Here is a 21652-nt window from a genome sequence, read left to right on the forward strand (position 1 = left end):
GTGCCCGACATGGCGGAGCCCTCACTGCGGATCGGTTTCGACGCGACCCGCACCAAAGTAGTCCTGCGCGCGCAGCCGTCCGATCACCAGCACCTGGTGCGGCTAAGCGCCCGCTTTGGCACCGGCAGCCAGCGAGGACACTACGCCGCCGAAGTGGATCTGGAGGATTTCCTAGCTCACCTCCCGCTGCTGGCAACCTGGCACGACGCTGCCAGGGTGATGTTCGACGCAGACCTCCGGGCGCTCGCGGAGGGGTCCGTCCGCGACGCGAGCGCGGTCGAAGCCCGCCTGACCGCCGGCACCCAGGGCGAGGAGATCGCCGGCGAGACCGCCCCCGAAAGCGTGCGGGACCTTCTCGGGCCCGACTGGCAGGCCCCGTTGACGGATTTCCAGACGCGGGACATCTCCAAGCTGCTGTCGTTGACTCACGGGGCGAACTTCAGCGTGCCGGGCGCTGGCAAGACCCGCACGGCCATGGCCGTGTTCGCGGCACTCAGGAACGCCGGCAAGGTAAAGCGGCTCCTAGTGGTGAGCCCCAAGTCGGCCTACGAGGCATGGCAGGAAGAGAGCGGGCACTGCTTCACCACACCGCTGCGTATCCGGGTGTTCCAGCGCCGCGCGGAGGACGAGACCGACGTCCTGCTGGTGAACTACGAACGTCTCTACCGCTATCAGGCCGAGCTGGCGGACTGGCTGAGCGTGGCGCCCGCGCTCATGGTCCTGGACGAGGCTCACCGCATGAAGCTGGGCGTCAGAGGAACCTTCGGCTCAGCGTGTATGGCCCTTGGCCCGCTGGCACGACACCGGCTGATTCTCACCGGCACGCCGGCACCCAACGGGGCCAAGGACCTGGAGAGTCTGCTCTCCTTCGTCTGGCCCGGGCATGGCCGCCGCGCGGTAGACCGCGCGATGGTCGGCGGTGATCTCGCGCATGCCAGCAAGGTACTCCGTCCGCTCTTTACCCGGACAACAAAGAGGGAACTGAACCTTCCGCCGCTGGACATCAAGCGCCTCCCTGTCGAACTCCCGGCCGCTCACCGCGAGGTATATACGGCTCTGCAGAAGAGAGGACTGGGGCTGGAGAGTCCCGAACAAGAAGAATTCGCACGGCTGGGCAAGGTACTTACTTACCTCATGATGGCTAGCACCAATCCTGCCCTGCTGGATGACAGTTTCGGGCGTTACGATCCGGTACCAGTTTTTACGTCCGATTTCAGCATCCCTGCGGACTCCTCCGTACGTGAAATGCTGCGCAACCTTCCTCGCTACGAGTTGTCACCGAAGTACCAGGCGGTCCTGAGCCTGGTGGCAGCGAACAGCCAGCAGGGACGCAAGACCCTGGTCTGGTCAACTTTCATCCGGAACTTGACCACGTTGAAGAGCGCCCTTCACGAATTCCAGCCCGCCATGGTGCACGGTGGAACCCCGGACCGCGACGAAGAAATACTTCGGTTTCGTAATGACCCTGACTGCATGGTTCTGCTGTCTAACCCCGCGACCCTCGGCGAGGGCATCAGCCTCCACCACGAATGCCACGACGCCGTCTATGTGGACCGGGACTTCTCCGCAGGAAGGTTCCTTCAGAGCCTTGACCGGATTCACCGGCTGGGCCTGAGCCCGGACACCCGGACCCGCATCACCGTGCTGACCGCGACCCGGACCATTGACGACCGCGTCCACGAGCGACTGGGACGCAAGCTTGAGTTCATGGGAAAGATCCTCGACGACCCGTCTGTGCAAGAGCTCGCAGACCCAGAAGACGAGGCCGGGCCGTGGGGAATGGACGCGGCGGACCGGCGGGCGCTGATCGCTCACCTGGAAGAGCGGGAATGAGCCCAGCAGGTCAGCCCGCTGCCCATCTCGCCTTGAACGCAGCTCGCACGCGACTGGCAGGCTGCACTGGGAAACCATCTCCCACGAGGCTTTTGCGCGAGCGCTAAACGGCCACTTTCGGCCAATTGATTACTTGTTGACCACTGAACCTTCACAGGGCTGCCATCATCAACCCCTCAGTTCACTTTGACGCCCTGGGGGGCACATGCGGAAGAGCAGCGCGGCACTGCGGCGGGTCGGGGCGATAGGTGGGGCCGGGGTGATGGTGGCCGTGGTTGCCGGGTGTGGGGGGAGTGACGTCGGGGGCGGGAAGGTCGGGGACGCGAAGCCGGTGGGGGCCACCTCGTCGCCGACGGCGTCGCCGTCCCCCACCGCCTCGGCCGGGCTTGAGCTCGTGGACGACGAGGCGAGTGGGCGGGGTGGGAAGCAGATCATCGTGGCCGCCCTGGTCAACGACAGCGTCTCCGGGGCCGGTGACGTGGCCCGGGCGGTCGGGGCCGGGACGTACGCGCTGAGTGTGTCCGTGAAGCCGCAGCACGGGCGGGCCGTCGTCAGTGGGACGAACCTCGTGTACACGCCCACGGCCGGTTACGCGGGCGCAGACGAGTTCACGTACCGGGTGGCCGGGAAGGCCGCCGGTGCCGTCAGTGACACGGCTGTCGTACGGATCACCGTCAGTGCGCCCGCCCCCACCAGTACGCCCAAGGCGCCGTCCGTGCCCAAGAAGCCTGCCGTGCCCAAGCCCCGGAAGACCGTCAAGACCGTCAAGCCCGCCCCTCCCGCCCCGCCCACCAAGCCGTCCGGCGGGGCCGGTGGGAGCGCCGTCGGTGGTGGGGGTGGCGGGGGTTCCGTGTACTACAAGAACTGTTCCGCCGTGCGGGCCGCCGGTGCCGCTCCCATCCGGCGCGGTGACGCCGGATACGCCCGTCACCTGGACCGCGACGGGGACGGCGTCGGCTGCGAGTAAGGGGTAGCTCGAACTGGGTATAGGCGGGACGCGTGACGGCTCTGGCGTACGGGGGAACTCGTGGGTACGCGCCGTGACGGTCCGGCCAGGGCTCCCGTTAGCCTCGGAGCGCAGGCGTGCGGCAGGTGTGCGTCGGATCCAGCAGGAGGCAAGTGGCATGGCGAAGGTTCCCGCATCCGTAGTGGCCGCGGCCGGGCTCCTCGGGGGCTACGGCGTGGCCCGGTGGACCAAGAAGCGGCCGTTGGGCGGGGTGGCGCTCGCGGCCGCGGGTGCGGTGGCGGCCCGGCAGTGGCAGCAGGAGGCCGGTACCAGGACCGCGGTGGCGCTGACCGGCGCGTACGTGGCCGCCTTCGCCGGGTCGCACCCGTTGGCCAAGAAGGTCGGGGCGTGGCCGGCGGTGTTCGCCGTGGCCGGTGGGGTCGCGGTGGCTTCGTGGGCCACGACCCGTTGCGGCTCGCGCTGCGCGGAGGGTGCGGGCGAGTAGGTCCGTCTGGTGGTGTCTGGGGGGGAGGGGGAGGTCGGCGGAGTGGCCTCCCCCTCCCCCCTCCCGGTTGCGTGCGGCGCACGCGCGCCCGCCTCGTACCGCTTACGCGCCGAACGCCCTCGACACCGTGTAGATCAGCAGGCCGACCAGCGCGCCCACCACCGTTCCGTTGATGCGGATGAACTGGAGGTCGCGGCCGATGTGCGCCTCGATCTTCCTGGAGGTGTGGTCGGCGTCCCAGCCCGCCACCGTGTCCGTGATCAGGGAGGTGATCTCGGAGCGGTACGTGGTGATGACGTAGACCGCCGCGCCCTCGACCCAGCCCTCCAGCTTGCGTTGCAGGCGGTCGTCCGTGGCCAGCCTCGTACCGAGGGAGATGAGGGAGGCGCGCACGCGCAGGCGAAGTTCGGACCGGTCGTCGTCGGCGGCGGCGATGATCATCGCGCGGACCGCGGACCAGGCGGAGGCGATGACGTCCTGGACCTCGCCGCGGTTGAGGATCTCGGACTTGAAGCGTTCGACCCGGGCCCGGGTGTCGGTGTCCGACTGGAGGTCGGTCGCGAAGTCGGCCAGGAAGCGGTCGATGGCGCCGCGTGCCGGGTGGGTGGGCATGTCCCGCATCTCCGTGATGAAGCGCAGGAGCTCCTTGTAGACCCGGTCGCCGATCTTCCGGTCGACGAAACGCGGGGTCCAGCCGGGCGCTCCGCCCTGTACCGCGTCCATCACCGAGTCGCCGTGTTCGACGAGCCAGTCGTGGGCGCGGGTGCAGATCAGGTCGACGGCGCGGTGGTGGGCGCCGTCCGAGACCACCTTGTCGAGGGCCTTGCCGAGGCCGGGGGCGATCTCGGCGGCGTCCGCACGGCGGGTGATCGCCTCGCCGACGACCGCCTGTACGTCGGAGTCGCGCAGCACGGTCAGCGCACCGCGCAGGGCGGTGGCCAGCTCCTCCGTGACGCGGTCGGCGTGGGCGGGGTCGGCCAGCCAGGTGCCGAGCCTGCCCCCCATGTCCAGGGGGGCGAGGCGGGCCTTGATGACGTCCTCGGAGAGGAAGTTCTCGCCGACGAATTCACCCAGCGAGACGCCCAGCTGGTCCTTCTTGGTGGGGATGATCGCGGTGTGCGGGATGGGGATGCCGAGGGGGTGCTTGAAGAGCGCGGTGACCGCGAACCAGTCGGCCATCGCGCCGACCATGCCGGCCTCGGCGGCCGCGGCGACGTATCCGGGCCAGCCGGCGACGCCCTGGTGCTCGGCCCATTTCGCGAGGACGTACACCAGTGCGACGAAGAGCAGCAAGCCGGTGGCCGTCGCCTTCATCCGGCGTACGCCCTGGCGTTTCTCCTCGTCGGCCGCGCTGAAGGCGAAGGGCGGGCGGGGCGGGGGCGGGCCGTCGTGGCCGCCGCGGCTCGCCCGGCTCTCGCCGCTGTCCCGCCTCTCGCCGCTCTCGCGGCCCTCGCCGCTCTCCCGGCCCTCGCGGCTCTCCCGGCCCTCGCGGCTCTCCCGACCCTCGCGGCCCTCGCGGCCCTCGCGGCTCGCCTGGCTCGCCTGGCCCTTCTCGCCACCGGTGACGCCGCCGTCACCGGCGTCCCGCCCACCTCGGGCGCCACTCACGTCGCGTGCGTCACGTCCTTGGCGTTTGTCCTCCGCCGCCGACCTGTCGTCTGTACGATCCATCCGCTCCGCCCACTCCGTTCGCCCGTGCCGGTTCCGTCCGGTTCCGGCTCCGGGGCCGTCCGGTCCTGCCGCAGGTCCTGCCGCAGGTCCTGCTGCCGTTCCCGGCCGCCGGCGTCCGGTTCCGTGCGTTGCTGCCGTGCGTACGGAAAGACCCGTACGCGAACTCCTTACCTGACCTACTCCTGGAACGCACCTCAAGTTCCCGACGTCCCTCATCTCCGCACCATGCCTCATCATGGTGATCAGTTCGAGTCTCGAACGGGGAGCCCCACACTCCCCCCGCACAACGAGGAGCCCCCCACCGCATGACCAGGCGCCACGGTTATGCCCTGCTGGCCGGTCTGACAGCAGTGGTCGTACTGATATCGGGCGGTATCTTCGCCCTCACCTCGCTGTCCGGCGGGGACGGTTCCGCGGGCGGTCGGCAAGGATCGCACCAGACCAACGGCAAGGGACAGCACACCGGCGGTACGGGGCTGCGGCCCGCCGGCTCCGGCCGGTGGATCGGCACCTGGACCGCCTCGCCGGTCGGCCCGGAGCCGGGCACCGCACGGGGGATGCCCGGACGCTCCGTACGCAACGTCGTGCACACCAGCATCGGCGGCACCGGTGCCCGCATCACCCTGTCGAACCTCTTCGGGCGCGCCCCGCTGCACGTCTCCCGTGCGTCGATCGCCGTCGCCGCCGCCTCGGGCGCCCCGGCGGCCGAACCGGGCACCCTGCGGCCCGTCACCTTCCGCGGGAAGCAGTCGGTGGTGGTGCCGGCGGGCCGTTCCGTGGTCAGCGACGGTACGGCGATCAAGGTGCCGTACGACGGGGACCTGCTGGTCAGCGTGTACTCGGCGGCGACGAGCAGCTATGTGACGTACCACCCGCACGCGCGCCAGACCGGCTTCAGCGCCCGGGGTGACCACACCAAGGACTCCTCCGGGGCCGCGTACACCTCCCGTACCAACCGGTGGCGCTATCTGACCGGCGTGGACGTCCTGAACGCGGACGCCGACGGTGCGGTCGTCCTCTTCGGCGACTCGATCACGGACGGCCTGACCTCCGGTGTCGACGCCAACCGGCGCTATCCCGACGTGCTGTCCGACCGGCTGCGCTCGGAGCCGGGCGCACCGGACTACGGCGTCCTCAACCAGGGCATCAGCGGCAACCGCCTCCTCTCCGACAACAGGGGTCCCAGCGGTCTCTCGCGCTTCGGTACGGACGCGGTGGCACAGCCCGGCGCGAAGGCGGTCGTGGTGCTGCTGGGCATCAACGACATCATCGCGCCGCCGCACGAGCGGGAGGCGGGCCGGATCGTGGAGGGCCTGCGGGCGCTGGTACGCCAGGGGCATGCGCGCAACCTGCGGGTGCTCGGCGGGACGCTGCTGCCCTTCGGCGGGCACCCGCGGTGGACGCCCGAGCTGGAGGCGGTGCGGCAGCAGGTGAACAAGGAGATCCGGGCGGGGCACGTCTTCGACGCGGTCGTGGACTTCGACAAGGCGGTACGGGATCCGTTCGCGCCGGCGCGGATGCTGCCGGTGTACGACTCGGGAGACCATCTGCACCCCAGTGACGAGGGGTATCGGCGGATGGGGCAGTGGGTGGAGCTGGGGGCGCTGGTGCGGGGTGGGGCGGGGCTGGCGCGGCAGTCGGGGGTCTGAGGGGGGATTTCGGCGGCGTGGCGCGGGCGTGCGGGTGCGCCTCGGCGGGGCGCGGGGCTGTGTCGCGGTGCGGCTCCGGCCGCGTGGGCGCGGCCAGCTGCGGGTGCGCCCCGTCAGGGGCGCGGGGCTGTGTCACTGCGCGGCCCCGGCCCCGTGGGCGCGGCCTGCCACTCCGTGCCCCGTTAGGGGCGCGGGGAACTGCGCGGCCAGCCACGGGCGAGCCGCACTCCCCTACCCGCCGTGGCCGGGCTCGCCACCCCGGGGTCTGGGGCGGAGCCACAGTGCCGGGAAGGGGCCGGGGGGAGGCTCCGCGCAGCGGACCACTCCGGGGCCGGAGCGGGACCCTGCGGCGCGGGCCGGGGTGGGGCGGGGCCCAGGTGCACGGCTCCGCCGGGGGGCCGCCCCCTTGCCCGCCCGTCCCGCCCCCGGGGGGCGGCCCCGCCGCCCAAGGGGGCTGGGGGGTAAGGGTGCGGGCGGCCCCGCCGCCCAAGGGGGCTGAGGGATAGGGGTTGGGCGGCCCCGCCGCTCAGGGGGCGCGGTAAGCAGGGCGGCCCCGCCGCTCAGGGGGCGAGGTGAGCAGGGTCGGCGCGCCGCGCAAAAAGGGGGTCAGTCCAGTTCTTTGCGGCGTTGCTCGCGCAGCTTCGCCTTCTCCGCCTTGCGGAGCTTCCGTTCCACGCTCACACCGCCCATCAGGGCGAAGCCCGTCACGCGGACGCGGGGGGAGCCCGGGGTGCCCTCCCCCGTCGCCCTGTCGTCGAAGTCGCCCATGATGCCCAGGCCCGAGACGTGCACCGTCAGGTCCTGCGGGACCTTGACGACGATGCCGCCCATGATGGTGACGCAGCGGATCACCACCTCACGGTCCTCGAAGCGCGCCTCGCGCAGGTCGATCTCACCGCCGCCCCACATCGCGAACGCGTTGAAGCTGCGCGCCACGCTCCACTGCCCCCACCTCTTGAAGCCGCCCCAGAACGCGAAAGCCCCCTTCGACGTGGCCGGCACCCCCACCCGCCCCGCCCAGGAGACCGCCTCGCCGCCCGCTCCCGGCGACAGCACCGACGGTGCCGCCCCCGCGGACACCGGCAGGTCCCGCACCAGCAGTTGGAGCTCGCCGTGCGTTCGGGAGTTGTAGGCGGCGCCCAGGCGTTCGTCGAACTCCTCCATGTCGAGGCGCCCCTCGGCGACCGCGTCGCGCAGCACCTCGACTATGCGTTCACGGTCCGCGTCGGAGGCCCGCAGCTCGGGCCCCGGGCCGGGCACCGAGCCGGGTACAGGGCCGGGCACACCGGCGTCCGGGCGGCGGTCAGGCAGGTCACTGGTCATACAACTCAGCCTAGCCGCGTGCCCGTTGGCCGTCCCGTCCCGCGTACATCTTCGCGATCACTGCCTCGATGTCCGGCTCCCGGATCGAGAGGTCGACCAGCGGGTACGCCGCGGCCAGATCGGCCACCAGCGGCGCCGCGGAGACCGAGGCCGGAAAGGCCAGCCACTGCCGCGGCCCCTCGACCTTCACCACCCGCGCCCACTGCGTCTCCACCGGCGGAAGCTCCCGTTCCAGGTCCACCACCAGCGTCCGCTCGCTCCCGCCCACCTCGTGCAGAGCGGCGGGCGTACCGTCGTACACCAGCCGCCCGTGGTCGATGACCATCACCCGCGCGCACAGCTGCTCGATGTCGGTGAGGTCGTGGGTGGTGAGCAGCACCGTGGTGCCGCGCTCGGCGTTCAGGTCGCGCAGGAAGGCGCGGACCCGGGACTTGGAGACGACGTCCAGGCCGATCGTCGGCTCGTCGAGGTAGAGCACCTCGGGGTCGTGCAGCAGGGCCGCCGCGATGTCACCGCGCATCCGCTGCCCGAGCGAGAGCTGCCGTACGGGGACGTCCAGCAGCTCGCCCAGGTCCAGCAGTTCCACGCAGCGCGCCATGTTGGCCGCGAACCTGTCGTCCGGGATCCGGTACATCCGGTGCATCAGCCGGTACGAATCCTTGAGCGGCAGGTCCCACCACAGGGTGGTCCGCTGGCCGAAGACCACGCCGATCCGCTGCGCGAGGCGGGTCCGCTCCTTCGCGGGGTCGATGCCCGCCACCCGCAGCCGGCCGCCGCTGGGGGTGAGGATGCCGGTCAGCATCTTGATGGTGGTGGACTTGCCCGCCCCGTTGGGCCCGATGTAGCCGACCATCTGACCGCGCGGCACGGTGAAACTGATCCCGTCGACGGCCCTCACCTGCCGCTTCTCGCGCCGCAGGAACCCCGCCCTGCGGCGTACGTCGAAGACCTTCTCGACGCCCTCCAGCACGATGAAGTCCTCGGCGAGGTCCCTGCCCGCGCTCACACCCGTCATCTCCTCAGCTCCCCGTACTCCGGTACGAGCGCAGACCCGCCCGCCACAGAAATCCCGCCACCACCCAGAACACCGCCGCCACCACCGGCGGCAGGAACGCGAACCACTCCGGCACCGCCAGCGGATACGGCCTGCCCAGTACGTACATCGCCGGAATCCAGTTCACGAAGGCCAACGGCAGCACGAAGGTCACCCCGCGCACCAGGTCCTTGGCGAACACCGTCGGCGGGTACTGGAGCAGCGCGTTCCCGCCGAAGGTGAACGCCGACTGGACCTCGGAGGCGTCCTGCGCCCAGAACTGGAACGCCCCGCCCATCACGAACACCGCCGCGAAGATCACCCCGCCACTCACCAGCATCACCGGCACCATGAGCACCTTCAACGCCGTCCACTCCAGGTCCAGTTGCAGCAGCGCGTACACCAGCACCCCCAGCCCCTGGCAGATCCGCCCCAGCCTGCGCAGCGCGAACCGGTCCGCCGCCACCTGCGCCAGCACCGGCGCGGGCCGCACCAGCAGGGTGTCCAGCGTGCCGTCGCGCACCTTCTGTCCCAGCCTGCCCATCTGCCCCAGGGCGAGGTCGGCCAGTCCGAGCGCCGCCCCGGCCAGCCCGTACAGCAGCGCCACCTCGGGCAGCGTGAAGCCGCCGAGCGTATCGACGTGCTGGAACATCAGCAGGACGGCGACGAAGTCCAGCCCGGTCGCCGCGAAATTGCCGAGAGCCGTCATCACGAACGACGTGCGGTAGGCCATCGTCGAGCGGACCCACATCGCGGCGATCAGCCCGTACGCCCGCACCCCGTCGCGGGCCGTGGCGAGCCGCCCGGCCGGCCCCCGGCGGCGCACCGGAAGGAACTCCCGCGCCGGTCCCGGCAGCCCCGTCGGCCCGGCCGGTTCCCCCGACGGTGCCGGCCTTGCCCGTCCCCCCGGCTCAGCCACCCTGCACCACCACCCTCCGCGTCGCCACTCCCTGCAACAGCCGCCCCGCCGCCAACAGGGCCGCGGCCCAGCCCAGTTGGAAGGCGTACGCGCTTCCCAGGTCGCCGCCCGTCCGTTTGCCCAGGTACACATCGGCCGGGACCTGAAGGATCGAGGACCAGGGCAGCAGCCGGGCCACCTCGCCCAGCAGCCCGGGAAACAGCGTCAGCGGCAGCAGCATCCCGGAGAAGAACATCGACGCCAGCCACGCCACCTGGGTCACCCCCGCCCCGTCCATCAGCCAGAACGCGCTCAACGCCACCAGGAACCGCAGCGCGAAGCTCACCACCAGACCCAGAGCCACCGACGCGAAGAACGCCGGCCAGATCCACCAGGACGGCGGCAGCGCGACATCGAAGGCGAGCGCCCCCGCCACCATCGGCACCACCCCCCGCCCCAGCAGCTGGAACGCACCCCGCCCCAAATCGCCTGACAGCCACCACAGTTGGAGGTCGACCGGGCGGTGCAGATCGGTGGCGACCGCACCCGAGCGGATGCGTTCGATCAGCTCGTCCTCGAAGCCGCCACCCATCAGCGAGGCGGCCGCCAGCAGGGCCTGGCCGAGCCAGACGTACGCGAGGGCCTGCGGCAGCTCGTACCCGCCGAGGCCCGGACGCTGGCCCCACAGCGCGGTGTAGGTGTACGCGATGACGAAGCCGAAAACCGTATTGGTGAACACCCCGGCGACCGTGGCCAGCCGGTACGTGGCGTACCGGCGGAACCCTCCGGCCGCCACGAGCGCGTACAACCGCCCTCTCACCCACACCCCCCGCACCTCCTCGCTCGTTGTGCCGCTTGGCCCTGCGACACCAAAGCGTCCGACCCTAGTGCAACGGAGTCACCGTCCGCGAGCGAATACTCGCCGCGCGTGAGGGGCGGACGGAGGCAGCGGCGGGGCACGGTGTTTTACGGGAGTACTTACGAATCGCCCGATACAACACCGTTATGCCGGAGAGTGAACCTCTGGCCGCGTCCGAGGAGTCTTCACAGGCATGAGCGACGAGCCGCAGCAGCAACCGGGCTGGGCCCCCCGGGATCCCTCCGTTCCCGCCCCGGACCCGGAACCGGACTCCGAGGGGAAGGGCAAGAAGGCCAAACGCCCCAAGCGGACCGGCTGGCGCCGGCTGATCCCCACCTGGCGGCTCGTACTGGGCACCTTCCTGCTCCTCGCGCTCCTGCTCAGCGGTGCGTTCGTGGCCGGCTACACCATGGTCAAGATCCCCGAGGCCAACGACACCGCGACCGCCCAGTCGAACGTCTACCTCTACGCCGACGGCACTCCCCTGGCGCGCGACGGCGAGGTCAACCGGCAGAACGTGAAGCTCTCCCAGGTCCCCAAGTCCGTCCAGCACGCGGTACTCGCCGCCGAGGACCGCGGCTTCTTCAACGAGCCCGCCGTCGACCCCCAGGCGATGGTCAGGGCCGCCTGGAACACCGCGACCGGCAAGGGCAAGCAGTCCGGCTCCACGATCACCCAGCAGTACGTGAAGAACTACTACCTGGCGCAGGAGCAGACCGTCACCCGCAAGGTGAAGGAGTTCTTCATCGCGATCAAGCTCAACCGCGAGGAGTCCAAGGACTCCATCCTGGAGGGCTACCTCAACACCAGCTACTTCGGCCGCAACGCCTACGGGATCCAGGCCGCCGCCCAGGCCTACTACGGCAGGGACATCGAAGACCTCGGCGCCCCCGAGGGCGCCTACCTCGCCTCGCTGCTCAACGCCCCCAACGCGTACGACGTCGCCACCCACCCGGAGAACCGCGGCAAGGCGCTCGCCCGCTGGAACTACGTACTGGACGGCATGGTCAAGGAGGGCTGGCTCAAGCAGGCCGACCGGGCGAGGACCAGGTTCCCGCAGCCCCAGCAGGCCAAGCCCGCCGCCGGGCTCTCCGGGCAGCGCGGCTACATCGTGCAGGCCGTCGAGGACTACCTCACCGACAACAAGGTCATCGACGAGGAGACCCTCAACACCGGCGGCTACCGCATCACCACCACCCTGGAGAAGCCCCGCCAGGACGCCTTCGTGAAGTCCGTCGACGACAACGTGATGAAGAAGGTCGACAAGAACCGCAAGGCCGACCGCAACGTACGGGTCGGCGGCGCGTCCATCGACCCCGCCAGCGGCAAGATCGTCGCCCTGTACGGCGGCATCGACTACACCAAGCAGTACGTCTCCAACGCCACCCGGCGCGACTTCCAGGTCGGCTCCACGTTCAAGCCGTTCGTCTTCACCTCCGCCGTGGAGAACGGCTCCACCACCCAGTCCGGGACGCCGATCACCCCCAACACCACGTACAACGGCACCAACAAGCGCCCCGTCACCGGCAGTTCCATCCCCTTCGCCCCCGAGAACGAGGACGACCGCTCCTACGGGCAGATCTCGGTCCGCACCGCCACCGACAAGTCCGTCAACGCCGTCTACGCGCAGATGGCCGTCGACGTCGGCCCGGGGAAGGTCAAGGACACCGCGATCGCACTCGGCCTCCCCGAGGAGACACCCGAGCTCACCCCGTACCCCTCGATCGCCCTCGGCGTCGCCACCGCGAGCGTCCTGGACATGACCGAGGCGTACGCGACACTCGCCAACCACGGCAAGCACGGCACGTACACGATGGTCGAGAAGATCTCCAAGAACGGCGTGGACCTGCCGCTGCCCAAGCAGGAGGCCAAGCAGGCCGTCTCACGGGCCGCCGCCGACACCACCACCGCCATCCTGCAGAGCGTCGTCGAAGGCGGCACCGGAGCGGCGGCCAAGGCCGCGGGACGGCCCGCCGCCGGCAAGACCGGCACCGCCGAGGAGGACAAGGCCGCCTGGTTCGCCGGCTACACCCCCGACCTCGCCACCGTGGTCGCCGTGATGGGCGCCGACCCCGACACCGCCGTCCAGACCCCGCTGTACGGAGCCCTCGGCCAGCAACGCGTCAACGGCGGCGGCGCCCCCGCCGAGACCTGGGCGCAATACACGGCCGCCGCCCTCAAGGGCAAGCCCGCCAAGGACTTCGACCTGGAACTGGAGGAGGGCGCCGAGGAGCCGGCGCCGCCCCCCGTCCGCTCCCCCGTCGAACCGCCGCCCGGCGACACCGCCGGTGACGAGCCGGGCAACGACACCGCGGGCACCACCACCGACGGCGGCCAGCAGCAGGGCGGCCAAACCACCACCGGCGGCACCCCCACCACCGGGGGAACCACCACCAACGGCGGGCCCCCCACCACCGGCGGACCCACCACGGGCGGCGACGACACCGGCGGCGCCACCACCAACGGCGCAGCCGCCGCCACCGGAGGCGACGACACGGGCGGCGGGAACGACACAGGCACCGACGACGAACCGATCGGCGGCCTCCTCGGCGGCAACGACGGCGCCACCGGCGACGACACAGTGGGCGGCAACCCGCCCCCGAGGTAGGGACTCCGGACGCCGGGAACCTCGGGAACCTAGTGACCCGACGTCGCCTTCAGGCCGACCACGGCCACCAGCAGCAGGCACACGAAGAAGATCCGGGCGGCGGTGACGGGCTCGTTCAGCACCAGCATGCCGACCACCGCCGCACCCGCCGCGCCGATACCGACCCAGACGCCGTACGCCGTACCGATCGGCAGCGTCTTGGCGGCCTGCGACAGCAGCAGCATGCTCACCACGATGCCGGCACCGGTGAACACGCTCGGCCACAGCCGGGTGAACCCGTCGGTGAACTTCATTCCGATCGACCAGCCGACTTCCAGCAGACCGGCGACGACCAACAGAACCCATGCCATGACGGCACCTCCGACACGAGACGAACGCGGACAACTCACGGGTGCGTCGTCTTGTCGTGAACCCGGTACGGCGCGTCTCGTCGGGGTCCCACCAAGGTAGCAAACAGCAAGGGGAAGGGCCCGGTGACGATCGTCACCGGGCCCTTCCCCACAGGTCGGGTGCGGGGCTCCAGGGATCCAGGGCCCCAGCTACTACGGACTACAGATACAGACCGGTCGAGTCCTCGGACACGCGCTCCGAAGCCACCGCGTGCAGATCCCGCTCCCGCATCAGTACGTAGGCGGTGCCGCGCACCTCGACCTCGGCACGGTCCTCCGGGTCGTACAGCACCCGGTCACCGGGCACCACCGACCGCACGTTCTGCCCGACCGCGACGACCTCCGCCCAGGCCAGGCGCTTGCCCACCGCGGCCGTCGCGGGAATCAGGATGCCGCCACCCGAACGGCGCTCGCCCTCCGGGCTGTCGGACTTCACCAGCACACGGTCGTGCAGCATCCGGATGGGCAGCTTGTCGTCACTGTTGTCGCGGGGACGGCTCTTGTCGCTCACGCCACGCAACCTACCCGCCCCGCCCGCCGCCGTCCGCGACAGGGGGGCACCCGGCAGAGGTCAGCCAGAGGTCAGCGCTTGCGGCGGCGCGAAGAGACGACCAGCAGCCCGACGACAGCCACCGCGACCACCGCCACCGGCACCAGCCGGTCCATCCGCGGCGCGCCCTCCGCGTCCACGAACTGCGCCCGTACGTCCGTGACCTTGCGGTTCACGGCCACGAACGCCCGGCCTGCCGTCTCGTCGACCGCCGACCTCGCCTTCGCCTTCGCGTCACCCACGAGCGTCTTCGGATGCAGCCGCACACCGATCTCGTCGAGCGTCACCGCGAGCTGCTCACGCCTGCGGACGATGTCCGCCTCGATCTGCGCAGGGGTCCTGGCTTCCGACACTGCGCCGCCTCCGTGGTCCGGTCCGGTATTCCGTCCTGAACAGTCTGTCAGCTCACCGCCACTCGCACCCCACGGCACCCCCATTACGCTCAAGCCATCACCCGGTCCCTACCCCACCTGGGAGTCCCCATGAGCGAGCGCCTCAGCCCCGGCGACACCGCCCCCGCCTTCACCCTGCCCGACGCCGACGGCAACGACGTCTCCCTCGCCTCGCACAAGGGCCGCAAGGTGATCGTCTACTTCTACCCGGCCGCCCTCACCCCCGGCTGCACCAAGCAGGCCTGCGACTTCACCGACAACCTCGACGTCCTCGCGTCCGCCGGGTACGACGTCATCGGCGTCTCCCCCGACAAGCCGGAGAAGCTGGCGAAGTTCCGCGAGAAGGAGTCGCTCAAGGTCACGCTGGTGGGCGACCCGTCCAAGGAGACCCTGGAGGCCTACGGCGCGTACGGCGAGAAGAAGCTGTACGGCAAGACGGTCACGGGCGTCATCCGCTCGACGGTCGTCGTGGACGAGGACGGCAAGGTCGAACACGCCTTCTACAACGTCAAGGCGACCGGCCACGTCGCGAAGATCATCAAGGACCTGAAGATCTGAGCCGCCCCGACCGGGCAATATGGGTCGAATGCGGCTTGTAAGACGTGCGTGTGACAGGAATCCCACCCTCACCGGGTGGGATTTTTGTTTGCACCAGTCGCGATCGCGCAGACGTACCTCCTGGAACACCGAACCACCTGCACCACCTGCACCACCAGAACCATCTGCACCCAGGAGAGGACCCGCACATGACGCCCACCGCCCCCGAAAGGGCCGAGGACCCCGAGGCGGTCAAGCGTCACCGCGTCCTCTTCCGCGCCATGAACCGCCGCAAGAACCCGCCACTGCGCCGGTCCGACATCACCGTCACCGACGAAGCCGCCGTCAAGAGAGCCGTCAAGGCCGCCTCCCTCGGCAATGCCATGGAGTGGTTCGACTTCGGCATCTACAGCTACCTGGCGGTCACCCTCGGCCACGTCTTCTTCCCTTCCGGGAACGACACCGCCCAGCTCCTCTCCTCCTTCGCGACCTTCGCCGTCGCCTTCCTGGTGCGCCCCCTCGGCGGCATGTTCTTCGGCCCCATGGGCGACAAGGTCGGCCGCAAGAAGGTCCTCGCCCTCACGATGATCCTGATGTCGGTCGGCACCCTCGCCATCGGCCTCATCCCCTCCTGGGACTCCATCGGCATCTGGGCCCCGATCCTGCTGATCCTCTTCCGCATGCTCCAGGGCTTCTCCACGGGCGGTGAGTACGGCGGCGCCTCCACCTTCATCGCCGAGTACGCCCCCGACAAGCGCCGCGGCTACTTCGGCAGCTTCCTCGAATTCGGCACGCTCGCCGGTTACGTCGGCGCGGCCGGCCTGGTCACCGCCCTCACCGCGATCCTCGGCAACGACACCATGCGCGAATGGGGCTGGCGCGTACCCTTCCTGGTCGCCGCCCCCATGGGTCTGATCGGCCTCTACCTCCGGCTCAAGCTGGACGAGACCCCGGCGTTCCAGAAGATGGAGTCGGAGAACGCCCGCGCCTCGGAGGCCGCCGACGCCGTCGAGAAGTCCACCAAGGGCGACCTCGGCCGCATCTTCCGCGATTACTGGCCGACCCTCATCCTCTGCATCTGCCTCGTCGGCGCCTACAACATCACCGACTACATGCTGCTCTCGTACATGCCCACCTACCTCTCCAAGGAGCTGGGCTACTCGGAGACGCACGGCCTGCTGATCCTCCTCGCGGTGATGGCCTTCCTGATGGTGATCATCAGCCAGGTCGGCAAGCTGAGCGACCGCTTTGGCCGCAAGCCGCTGCTGATGACCGGCATGGTCGGCTTCTTCGTCCTCTCCCTCCCGGCGTTCCTCCTCCTCGGCCAGGGCAGCATCCCGGCGGTCGTCGCGGGCCTGCTGATGCTGGGCCTCTCCCTGGTCTGCCTCCTGGGCACGATGTCCGCCGCCCTCCCGGCCCTCTTCCCGACCTCGGTCCGGTACGGCTCCCTGTCGGTGGGCTACAACCTCTCCGCCTCGATCTTCGGCGGTACGACCCCGCTGGTGGTCACCGGCCTGATCGCCTGGAGCGGCAACAACCTCATGCCCGCCTACTACTCGATGGCCGCCGCCCTGGTCGGCATCATCGCGGTGGCGTGCATGAAGGAGACCGCTCAGAAGCCGCTGGATGGCTCCCCGCCGTCGGTCGAGACGAAGGAAGAAGCCGCCGAACTGGTCGAGGCCCAGGCCCGCGAACCGAGGTTCTGACGGTCGCCCGTCACCTTTCCCTCAGCAACGCCGTGTCCTGCTCGAAGTGGGGGCACGGCGCTGCCTCGTGGGCGCGCAACGGGAAACCGGAAGGCCGTTTCACTCGCCGCAATCGACCAGTAGGGTAGGACCGCTAACACGCGCCTGTACTCCAACGGCAGAGAGACTGGTCCTAGGAACCAGCTGTTGTCGGTTCGAATCCGACCGGGCGCACAAGGAAAATGACGCCCACCACCTTCTTTTCGAAGGCGGTGGGCGTTTGAGTGGGGCTCCACCCCATAGACACCGCACCACCGGCGCCAGCACCATTGGCGGTCGCGGCGCAGCCGGAGTGGGCCGCGAAACGCGCCGTTTCAGCATCGCTGCGTCAGTCACCGTCGTACGGGCTGCCCTCGGCCAGCCTCGCTGCGGGGTCATCCCTTCGGTCGGTCAGCTCAGCCCAGCAGCTCCCGCAGTACCGGTACCAGTGCCCTGAACGCCTTGCCGCGGTGGGAGATCGCGTTCTTCTCGGCCGGGGTCAGTTCCGCGCACGTCACCTCGTAGCCGTCCGGCTGGAGGATCGGGTCGTAGCCGAAGCCGTTCGTGCCGGTCGGGGTGTGGCGGAGGGTGCCCGGCATGATGCCTTCGACCACGCGTTCCGTGCCGTCCGGGAGGGCGAGGGCGGCGGCGCAAGCGAAGTGGGCTGCCCGGTGGGGGGCGGAGATGTCGGCGAGTTGGGCGAGGAGCAGGTCCAGGTTGGCTTTGTCGTTGCCGTGGGTGCCGGACCATCGGGCGGAGAAGATGCCGGGGGCGCCGTGCAGGACGTCGACCGCGAGGCCGGAGTCGTCGGCGATGGCGGGCAGGCCGGTCGCTCGGGCCATGGCGTGGGCCTTGAGCAGGGCGTTCTCGGCGAAGGTGACGCCGGTTTCCTTGACGTCGGGAATCTCCGGGTAGGCGTCGGTGCCGACCAGTTCGTAGGGGAGGTCGGCGTCGGCCAGGATCGTACGAAGCTCGGTGATCTTGCCGGCGTTGCGGGTGGCGAGGATGAGGCGGGTGGTCATGGGGCCACGCTACGGGGCGCGGGTGGTCGGCCGCCGCCCCCGTGGTCGCGATATGGGTGCGTGAGTGGTGGGGTGGCGCCCAGTACGGTCCTCGGCGCGCGGCGTGAGGGGTGCGGCGGAGTGCCGTACCTGTCTCGGCGCCGGTCAGCCCGGGGTGCAGACCTTGCCGATTTCGGTGGCCGCGTCCGTGACCGGCTTGAGGTCCGGGGTGGTGTCGCCGGAGTCGAGGGCCTTGCGGACGTTCGCGACGCCGGTGGTGAGGTCGTTGACCGCCTTGGAGAGGTCGGCGTTGTCGGTCTTGTCGCCGAGGGACTTCAGCTCGCGGTCGATGTCGTTGAGGGCCTGCTGCGACTGGAGGGGGTTTTCCGCGGCAGTGGTGACCGCCGTCTTCAGCCGGTCGACGCTGGAGGCGATGGTCGCGGCGGTGTTGGCGCAGTCCATGGCCTTGTCGAGGGCCCCGCAGCCGACGGCGAGTGGGAGGGCGAGCGCTGCCGCGGCGAGAGCCAGGGCGGTGCGGCGGTGGCGGGGGCGGCGTACAGCGGACGGCATGGACGGGATCCTCCCTGACGGGCCGCGGGCGGCCGGGTGGTCCGGCTGCCCGTGGCCAACGGATGGACGGGTGTACGGGGTTGAGGCCGTACACCCGTATCCGTTACGACGCGAGGGGGATGTCCATGGTTGCTCGCGCTACGGGGCGGTGGGGGGCTCCGTGTCGGTGGTGGCTGCGGTGAGGGCGCGGGTCTGGAGGGCGGTGAGGTCCGCGCAGCCACCGGTGGCCAGGTCGAGCAGGGCGTTGAGTTCCTTGCGGTCGAAGGGCTCGGCCTCGGCGGTGCCCTGGACCTCGACGAAACGGCCGTCGCCGGTGCAGACGACGTTCATGTCGGTGTCGGCACGGACGTCCTCCTCGTAGCAGAGGTCGAGGAGGGGGACGCCGTCGACGATGCCTACGGAGACGGCGGAGACGGTGCCGGTGAGGGGCTCGCGGTTCGCCTTGATGAGCTTCTTGGACTTACCCCAGGCGATGGCGTCGGCGAGGGCTACGTACGCGCCGGTGATGGCGGCGGTGCGGGTGCCGCCGTCGGCCTGGAGGACGTCGCAGTCCAGGACGACGGTGTTCTCGCCGAGGGCCTTGTAGTCGATGACGGCCCGCAGCGAGCGGCCGATCAGGCGGGAGATCTCGTGGGTGCGGCCGCCGATCTTGCCGCGGACGGACTCGCGGTCGCCGCGGGTGTTGGTGGCGCGCGGGAGCATCGAGTACTCGCCGGTCACCCAGCCCTGGCCGCTGCCCTTGCGCCAGCGGGGGACGCCCTCGGTGAAGGAGGCGGTGCAGAAGACCTTCGTGTCGCCGAAGGAGACGAGGACGGAGCCCTCGGCGTGCTTGCTCCATCCGCGTTCGATGGTGACGGGGCGGAGCATTTCGGGGGTGCGGCCGTCGATTCGAGACATGGGGTGAGCGTAGTCGGTGTGGGTGGGGGGCTGGTCCCTGTCGGGGGACTGGCTGGATCGGGGTGGGCCTTGCCCCCGACCCCCGACCCCCGGGCCTCCGGGCGGCCCCGGGGCTCCGGGCGGTCCGGGCCTCCGCGCGGCCCCGGGGCTCCGGGGCGTCGCGAGGCGGGCGGGGCGTCGCGGGGCAGGCGGGGCGTCGCGGGGCAGGCGGGGCGTCGCGGGGCAGGGGGGGGCGTCGCGGGGCAGGGGGGGGCGTCGCGGGGCAGGGGGGCGGGCATGGGGCGGGCGGGGTAGGGGGGCGCGGCTCCGCCGGGGGCCGCCCCCTTGCCCACCCGTTCCGCCCCCGGGGGGCGGCCCCGGTGCCCAAGGGGACTGGGGGAACGCCTCGGGCCCGGATCCAGGGTGGATTCGGGCCCGGGGTGAGGAAGCCAGTGGGTTACATCATGTCTTCGATTTCGCCGGCGATCGGGTCGGCGTCGGTGCCGATGACGACCTGGATCGCCGTGCCCATCCGGACGACGCCGTGGGCGCCGGCGGCCTTGAGGGCCGCCTCGTTGACGAGGTCGGGGTTGACGACCTCGGTCCGCAGGCGCGTGATGCAGCCCTCGACCTCTTCGATGTTGTCGAGCCCGCCGAGCCCGGCGACGATCTTCTCAGCCTTGGTGGCCATGTGTTTCTCCCTGAGTGGTCAAAGGTCGCTGCGGCACGCCGCGTCGGCCCAGCGTTGGCGCTTTGTCACGTTAACCCACGGTTGGCCCATCTTCACGGGCGCGCGCGTCGTACGTGGCGAAGGATGACGATCACCGGAGGACCGCGGACCGCAGCACTCCGGGACCGTATCGCAACTGGTCTACACCAGTGTGCAACACCCGTGCGGAATGGCTTGTTCCGGGAGGACGTCCATGAGTGTGCAGAGCACGGCGAGGCCGTCGCCGAAGTGGTGGAACGGCCTGTTCCAGGGACTGCAGAAGATGGGGCGGAGTCTTCAGCTGCCGATCGCGGTCCTCCCCGCGGCGGGCATCCTGAACCGGCTCGGCCAGCCGGATGTGTTCGGCAAGGACGGTCTCGGCTGGGAGAACGTCGCCAAGGTGATGGCGGGCGCGGGCGGCGCCCTGCTGGACGCGAACCTCGGGCTGCCGCTGCTGTTCTGCGTGGGCGTCGCGATCGGCATGGCCAAGAAGTCGGACGGCTCGACCGCGCTGGCCGCGGTGGCCGGCTTCCTCGTGTACTACAACGTGCTGCGCCAGTTCCCCAAGGACTGCGAGGGCGGCGGCGAGGCGGTCGCGACGGGGTGCCGGGCGGCGGACGGCACCGTGTCGGCGTTCGCGTACCAGAATCCGGGGGTGTTCGGCGGCATCGTGATGGGGCTGCTGGCCGCGTACTTCTGGCAGAAGTACCACCGCACCAAGCTGGTCGACTGGCTGGGCTTCTTCAACGGCCGCCGCCTGGTGCCGATCATCATGTCGTTCGTGGCGATCGTCTTCGCCGCGCTGTGCCTGTGGGTGTGGCCGCCGGTGGGCAGCGCCCTGGAGAGCTTCAGTGACTGGCTGATCGGCCTCGGCGCACTGGGTGCGGGCATCTTCGGCATCGCCAACCGCGGTCTGCTGGTGATCGGTCTGCACCAGTTCCTGAACGTGCCGATCTGGTTCCAGTTCGGCAGTTACACCAAGCCGGACGGCACCACCGTGCACGGTGACATCAACCGGTTCCTGGCGGGCGATCCGACGGCGGGGCAGTTCACCACCGGCTTCTTCCCGATCATGATGTTCGCGCTGCCGGCGGCGGCGCTGGCGATCACGCACTGCGCCAGGCCGAACCGGCGCAAGGCGGTCGGCGGGCTGATGCTGTCGGTGGGTCTGACCTCGTTCGTCACCGGCATCACCGAGCCGCTGGAGTACTCGTTCCTGTTCATCGCGCCGGTGCTGTACGCGATCCACGCGGTGCTCACGGGTGTGTCGATGGCGGTGACGTGGGGTCTCGGCGTCAAGGACGGCTTCAGCTTCTCGGCAGGACTGATCGACTACGTCATCAACTGGGGGCTGGCGACGAAGCCCTGGCTGATCATTCCGATCGGGCTGGGCTTCGCGGTCGTGTACTACGCGCTGTTCCGCTTCGCGATCACCAAGTTCAACCTCCCCACCCCCGGCCGCGAGCCGGAGGAGGTGGAGGAGGAGCTGGAGCGGCAGAACGTCAAGTAGCCCGGCGCGGCGGGCACCCGCGACCCCACGGAGCCCGCGGAGCCCGCACCCGCGACCCCGCGGAGCCCG

19 protein-coding genes, 1 tRNA gene, 1 pseudogene and 1 riboswitch are annotated in these 21652 nt (G+C 70.4%); of the genes and pseudogenes, 9 read left to right on the top strand and 12 right to left on the bottom strand.

Annotated features, from left to right (window positions below; all coding sequences use genetic code 11):
• Positions 1-9 precede the first annotated feature (9 nt).
• The 3 genes and pseudogenes from ACFWVV_RS29530 (at position 10) to ACFWVV_RS29540 (ending at position 3284) form a co-directional block, all read left to right on the top strand.
• Complete coding sequence (locus ACFWVV_RS29530) at positions 10-1833, top strand: DEAD/DEAH box helicase (RefSeq protein ID WP_384356591.1); 1824 nt, start codon at positions 10-12, stop codon at positions 1831-1833.
• A 262-nt stretch (positions 1834-2095) separates the two neighbouring features.
• Positions 2096-2746: pseudogene (locus ACFWVV_RS29535) on the top strand (Ig-like domain-containing protein); the annotation flags it as partial.
• A 211-nt stretch (positions 2747-2957) separates the two neighbouring features.
• Complete coding sequence (locus tag ACFWVV_RS29540; protein ID WP_384356508.1) at positions 2958-3284, top strand: hypothetical protein; 327 nt, start codon at positions 2958-2960, stop codon at positions 3282-3284.
• A 102-nt stretch (positions 3285-3386) separates the two neighbouring features.
• On the opposite strand, the gene ACFWVV_RS29545 is transcribed toward ACFWVV_RS29540, so the two are convergent.
• Positions 3387-4955: a DUF445 domain-containing protein gene (locus ACFWVV_RS29545; protein ID WP_384356505.1), complete on the bottom strand. Its 1569-nt coding sequence runs from the start codon at positions 4953-4955 to the stop codon at positions 3387-3389.
• 305 nt (positions 4956-5260) lie between these two features.
• On the opposite strand from ACFWVV_RS29545, the gene ACFWVV_RS29550 reads away from it, so the two are divergent.
• Complete coding sequence (locus ACFWVV_RS29550; RefSeq protein WP_384356502.1) at positions 5261-6604, top strand: SGNH/GDSL hydrolase family protein; 1344 nt, start codon at positions 5261-5263, stop codon at positions 6602-6604.
• A 606-nt stretch (positions 6605-7210) separates the two neighbouring features.
• On the opposite strand, the gene ACFWVV_RS29555 is transcribed toward ACFWVV_RS29550, so the two are convergent.
• From ACFWVV_RS29555 to ACFWVV_RS29570, 4 genes are all read right to left on the bottom strand, one after another.
• Positions 7211-7843 (bottom strand): DUF1707 domain-containing protein, encoded by a 633-nt coding sequence (locus ACFWVV_RS29555; protein WP_384356588.1) that lies wholly within the window; start codon positions 7841-7843, stop codon positions 7211-7213.
• Positions 7844-7937: 94 nt separating this feature from the next.
• Entirely contained in the window at positions 7938-8942 is a 1005-nt protein-coding gene (locus ACFWVV_RS29560) for an ATP-binding cassette domain-containing protein (RefSeq protein ID WP_384356499.1), read from the bottom strand.
• Between the two features lie 4 nt (positions 8943-8946).
• Positions 8947-9786 (bottom strand): ABC transporter permease, encoded by an 840-nt coding sequence (locus ACFWVV_RS29565; RefSeq protein ID WP_384356496.1) that lies wholly within the window; start codon positions 9784-9786, stop codon positions 8947-8949.
• A gap of 85 nt (positions 9787-9871) precedes the next feature.
• Positions 9872-10678 (bottom strand): ABC transporter permease, encoded by an 807-nt coding sequence (locus ACFWVV_RS29570; protein WP_384356493.1) that lies wholly within the window; start codon positions 10676-10678, stop codon positions 9872-9874.
• A 232-nt stretch (positions 10679-10910) separates the two neighbouring features.
• Here ACFWVV_RS29570 and ACFWVV_RS29575 point away from each other — a divergent pair, with 232 nt between their 5' ends.
• The gene (locus ACFWVV_RS29575) at positions 10911-13325 is read left to right on the top strand and encodes a transglycosylase domain-containing protein (RefSeq protein WP_384356491.1); all 2415 of its coding nucleotides are present in this window, start codon (positions 10911-10913) and stop codon (positions 13323-13325) included.
• 29 nt (positions 13326-13354) lie between these two features.
• Here ACFWVV_RS29575 and ACFWVV_RS29580 read toward each other — a convergent pair whose 3' ends face one another.
• The 3 genes from ACFWVV_RS29580 to ACFWVV_RS29590 all read right to left on the bottom strand — a co-directional run bounded on the left by ACFWVV_RS29580 (position 13355) and on the right by ACFWVV_RS29590 (position 14617).
• Positions 13355-13675 carry a DMT family transporter gene (locus ACFWVV_RS29580; RefSeq protein ID WP_384356488.1) on the bottom strand — a complete coding sequence of 107 codons (321 nt, stop codon included), beginning with the start codon at positions 13673-13675 and terminating at the stop codon, positions 13355-13357.
• A gap of 40 nt (positions 13676-13715) precedes the next feature.
• Positions 13716-13780, bottom strand: a riboswitch (guanidine-III (ykkC-III) riboswitch).
• 94 nt (positions 13781-13874) lie between these two features.
• Positions 13875-14171, bottom strand: a complete 297-nt coding sequence (locus ACFWVV_RS29585; RefSeq protein ID WP_384356585.1) for a GroES family chaperonin — start codon at positions 14169-14171, stop codon at positions 13875-13877.
• Positions 14172-14296: 125 nt separating this feature from the next.
• Positions 14297-14617: a DUF3618 domain-containing protein gene (locus ACFWVV_RS29590; protein WP_384356485.1), complete on the bottom strand. Its 321-nt coding sequence runs from the start codon at positions 14615-14617 to the stop codon at positions 14297-14299.
• Positions 14618-14746: 129 nt separating this feature from the next.
• On the opposite strand from ACFWVV_RS29590, the gene bcp reads away from it, so the two are divergent.
• The 3 genes from bcp (at position 14747) to ACFWVV_RS29605 (ending at position 17112) form a co-directional block, all read left to right on the top strand.
• Positions 14747-15214, top strand: a complete 468-nt coding sequence (gene bcp, locus ACFWVV_RS29595) for a thioredoxin-dependent thiol peroxidase (RefSeq protein ID WP_384356482.1) — start codon at positions 14747-14749, stop codon at positions 15212-15214.
• A gap of 188 nt (positions 15215-15402) precedes the next feature.
• The gene (gene proP / locus ACFWVV_RS29600) at positions 15403-16899 is read left to right on the top strand and encodes a glycine betaine/L-proline transporter ProP (RefSeq protein WP_384356479.1); all 1497 of its coding nucleotides are present in this window, start codon (positions 15403-15405) and stop codon (positions 16897-16899) included.
• 140 nt (positions 16900-17039) lie between these two features.
• Positions 17040-17112, top strand: a tRNA-Leu gene (locus ACFWVV_RS29605).
• A gap of 221 nt (positions 17113-17333) precedes the next feature.
• On the opposite strand, the gene rdgB is transcribed toward ACFWVV_RS29605, so the two are convergent.
• The 4 genes from rdgB to ACFWVV_RS29625 all read right to left on the bottom strand — a co-directional run bounded on the left by rdgB (position 17334) and on the right by ACFWVV_RS29625 (position 20055).
• Positions 17334-17939: an RdgB/HAM1 family non-canonical purine NTP pyrophosphatase gene (gene rdgB / locus ACFWVV_RS29610; protein ID WP_384356476.1), complete on the bottom strand. Its 606-nt coding sequence runs from the start codon at positions 17937-17939 to the stop codon at positions 17334-17336.
• A gap of 144 nt (positions 17940-18083) precedes the next feature.
• Positions 18084-18488, bottom strand: coding sequence for a hypothetical protein (locus ACFWVV_RS29615; protein ID WP_384356473.1), 405 nt, complete (start codon positions 18486-18488; stop codon positions 18084-18086).
• A gap of 138 nt (positions 18489-18626) precedes the next feature.
• Positions 18627-19385 carry a ribonuclease PH gene (gene rph, locus ACFWVV_RS29620; protein WP_384356470.1) on the bottom strand — a complete coding sequence of 253 codons (759 nt, stop codon included), beginning with the start codon at positions 19383-19385 and terminating at the stop codon, positions 18627-18629.
• Between the two features lie 436 nt (positions 19386-19821).
• Positions 19822-20055, bottom strand: a complete 234-nt coding sequence (locus ACFWVV_RS29625; RefSeq protein WP_384358652.1) for a glucose PTS transporter subunit EIIB — start codon at positions 20053-20055, stop codon at positions 19822-19824.
• Between the two features lie 232 nt (positions 20056-20287).
• On the opposite strand from ACFWVV_RS29625, the gene ACFWVV_RS29630 reads away from it, so the two are divergent.
• A complete protein-coding gene (locus ACFWVV_RS29630; RefSeq protein WP_384358650.1) occupies positions 20288-21583 on the top strand; it encodes a PTS transporter subunit EIIC in 1296 nt (431 codons plus the stop codon).
• Positions 21584-21652 lie beyond the last annotated feature (69 nt).

Origin of the sequence: Streptomyces sp. NPDC058663 (assembly GCF_042716745.1) — a bacterium.
GTDB lineage: Bacteria > Actinomycetota > Actinomycetes > Streptomycetales > Streptomycetaceae > Streptomyces.

Excerpts from the sequence above, each read along its gene's own strand:
- ACFWVV_RS29530 (WP_384356591.1), top strand. The coding sequence starts at position 10 with ATGGCGGAGCCCTCACTGCGGATCGGTTTCGACGCGACCCGCACCAAA.
- ACFWVV_RS29540 (WP_384356508.1), top strand. The coding sequence starts at position 2,958 with ATGGCGAAGGTTCCCGCATCCGTAGTGGCCGCGGCCGGGCTCCTCGGG.
- ACFWVV_RS29545 (WP_384356505.1), bottom strand. The coding sequence starts at position 4,955 with ATGGATCGTACAGACGACAGGTCGGCGGCGGAGGACAAACGCCAAGGA.
- ACFWVV_RS29550 (WP_384356502.1), top strand. The coding sequence starts at position 5,261 with ATGACCAGGCGCCACGGTTATGCCCTGCTGGCCGGTCTGACAGCAGTG.
- ACFWVV_RS29560 (WP_384356499.1), bottom strand. The coding sequence starts at position 8,942 with ATGACGGGTGTGAGCGCGGGCAGGGACCTCGCCGAGGACTTCATCGTG.
- ACFWVV_RS29575 (WP_384356491.1), top strand. The coding sequence starts at position 10,911 with ATGAGCGACGAGCCGCAGCAGCAACCGGGCTGGGCCCCCCGGGATCCC.
- ACFWVV_RS29580 (WP_384356488.1), bottom strand. The coding sequence starts at position 13,675 with ATGGCATGGGTTCTGTTGGTCGTCGCCGGTCTGCTGGAAGTCGGCTGG.
- ACFWVV_RS29585 (WP_384356585.1), bottom strand. The coding sequence starts at position 14,171 with ATGCTGCACGACCGTGTGCTGGTGAAGTCCGACAGCCCGGAGGGCGAG.
- bcp (WP_384356482.1), top strand. The coding sequence starts at position 14,747 with ATGAGCGAGCGCCTCAGCCCCGGCGACACCGCCCCCGCCTTCACCCTG.
- proP (WP_384356479.1), top strand. The coding sequence starts at position 15,403 with ATGACGCCCACCGCCCCCGAAAGGGCCGAGGACCCCGAGGCGGTCAAG.
- rdgB (WP_384356476.1), bottom strand. The coding sequence starts at position 17,939 with ATGACCACCCGCCTCATCCTCGCCACCCGCAACGCCGGCAAGATCACC.
- ACFWVV_RS29615 (WP_384356473.1), bottom strand. The coding sequence starts at position 18,488 with ATGCCGTCCGCTGTACGCCGCCCCCGCCACCGCCGCACCGCCCTGGCT.
- rph (WP_384356470.1), bottom strand. The coding sequence starts at position 19,385 with ATGTCTCGAATCGACGGCCGCACCCCCGAAATGCTCCGCCCCGTCACC.
- ACFWVV_RS29625 (WP_384358652.1), bottom strand. The coding sequence starts at position 20,055 with ATGGCCACCAAGGCTGAGAAGATCGTCGCCGGGCTCGGCGGGCTCGAC.
- ACFWVV_RS29630 (WP_384358650.1), top strand. The coding sequence starts at position 20,288 with ATGAGTGTGCAGAGCACGGCGAGGCCGTCGCCGAAGTGGTGGAACGGC.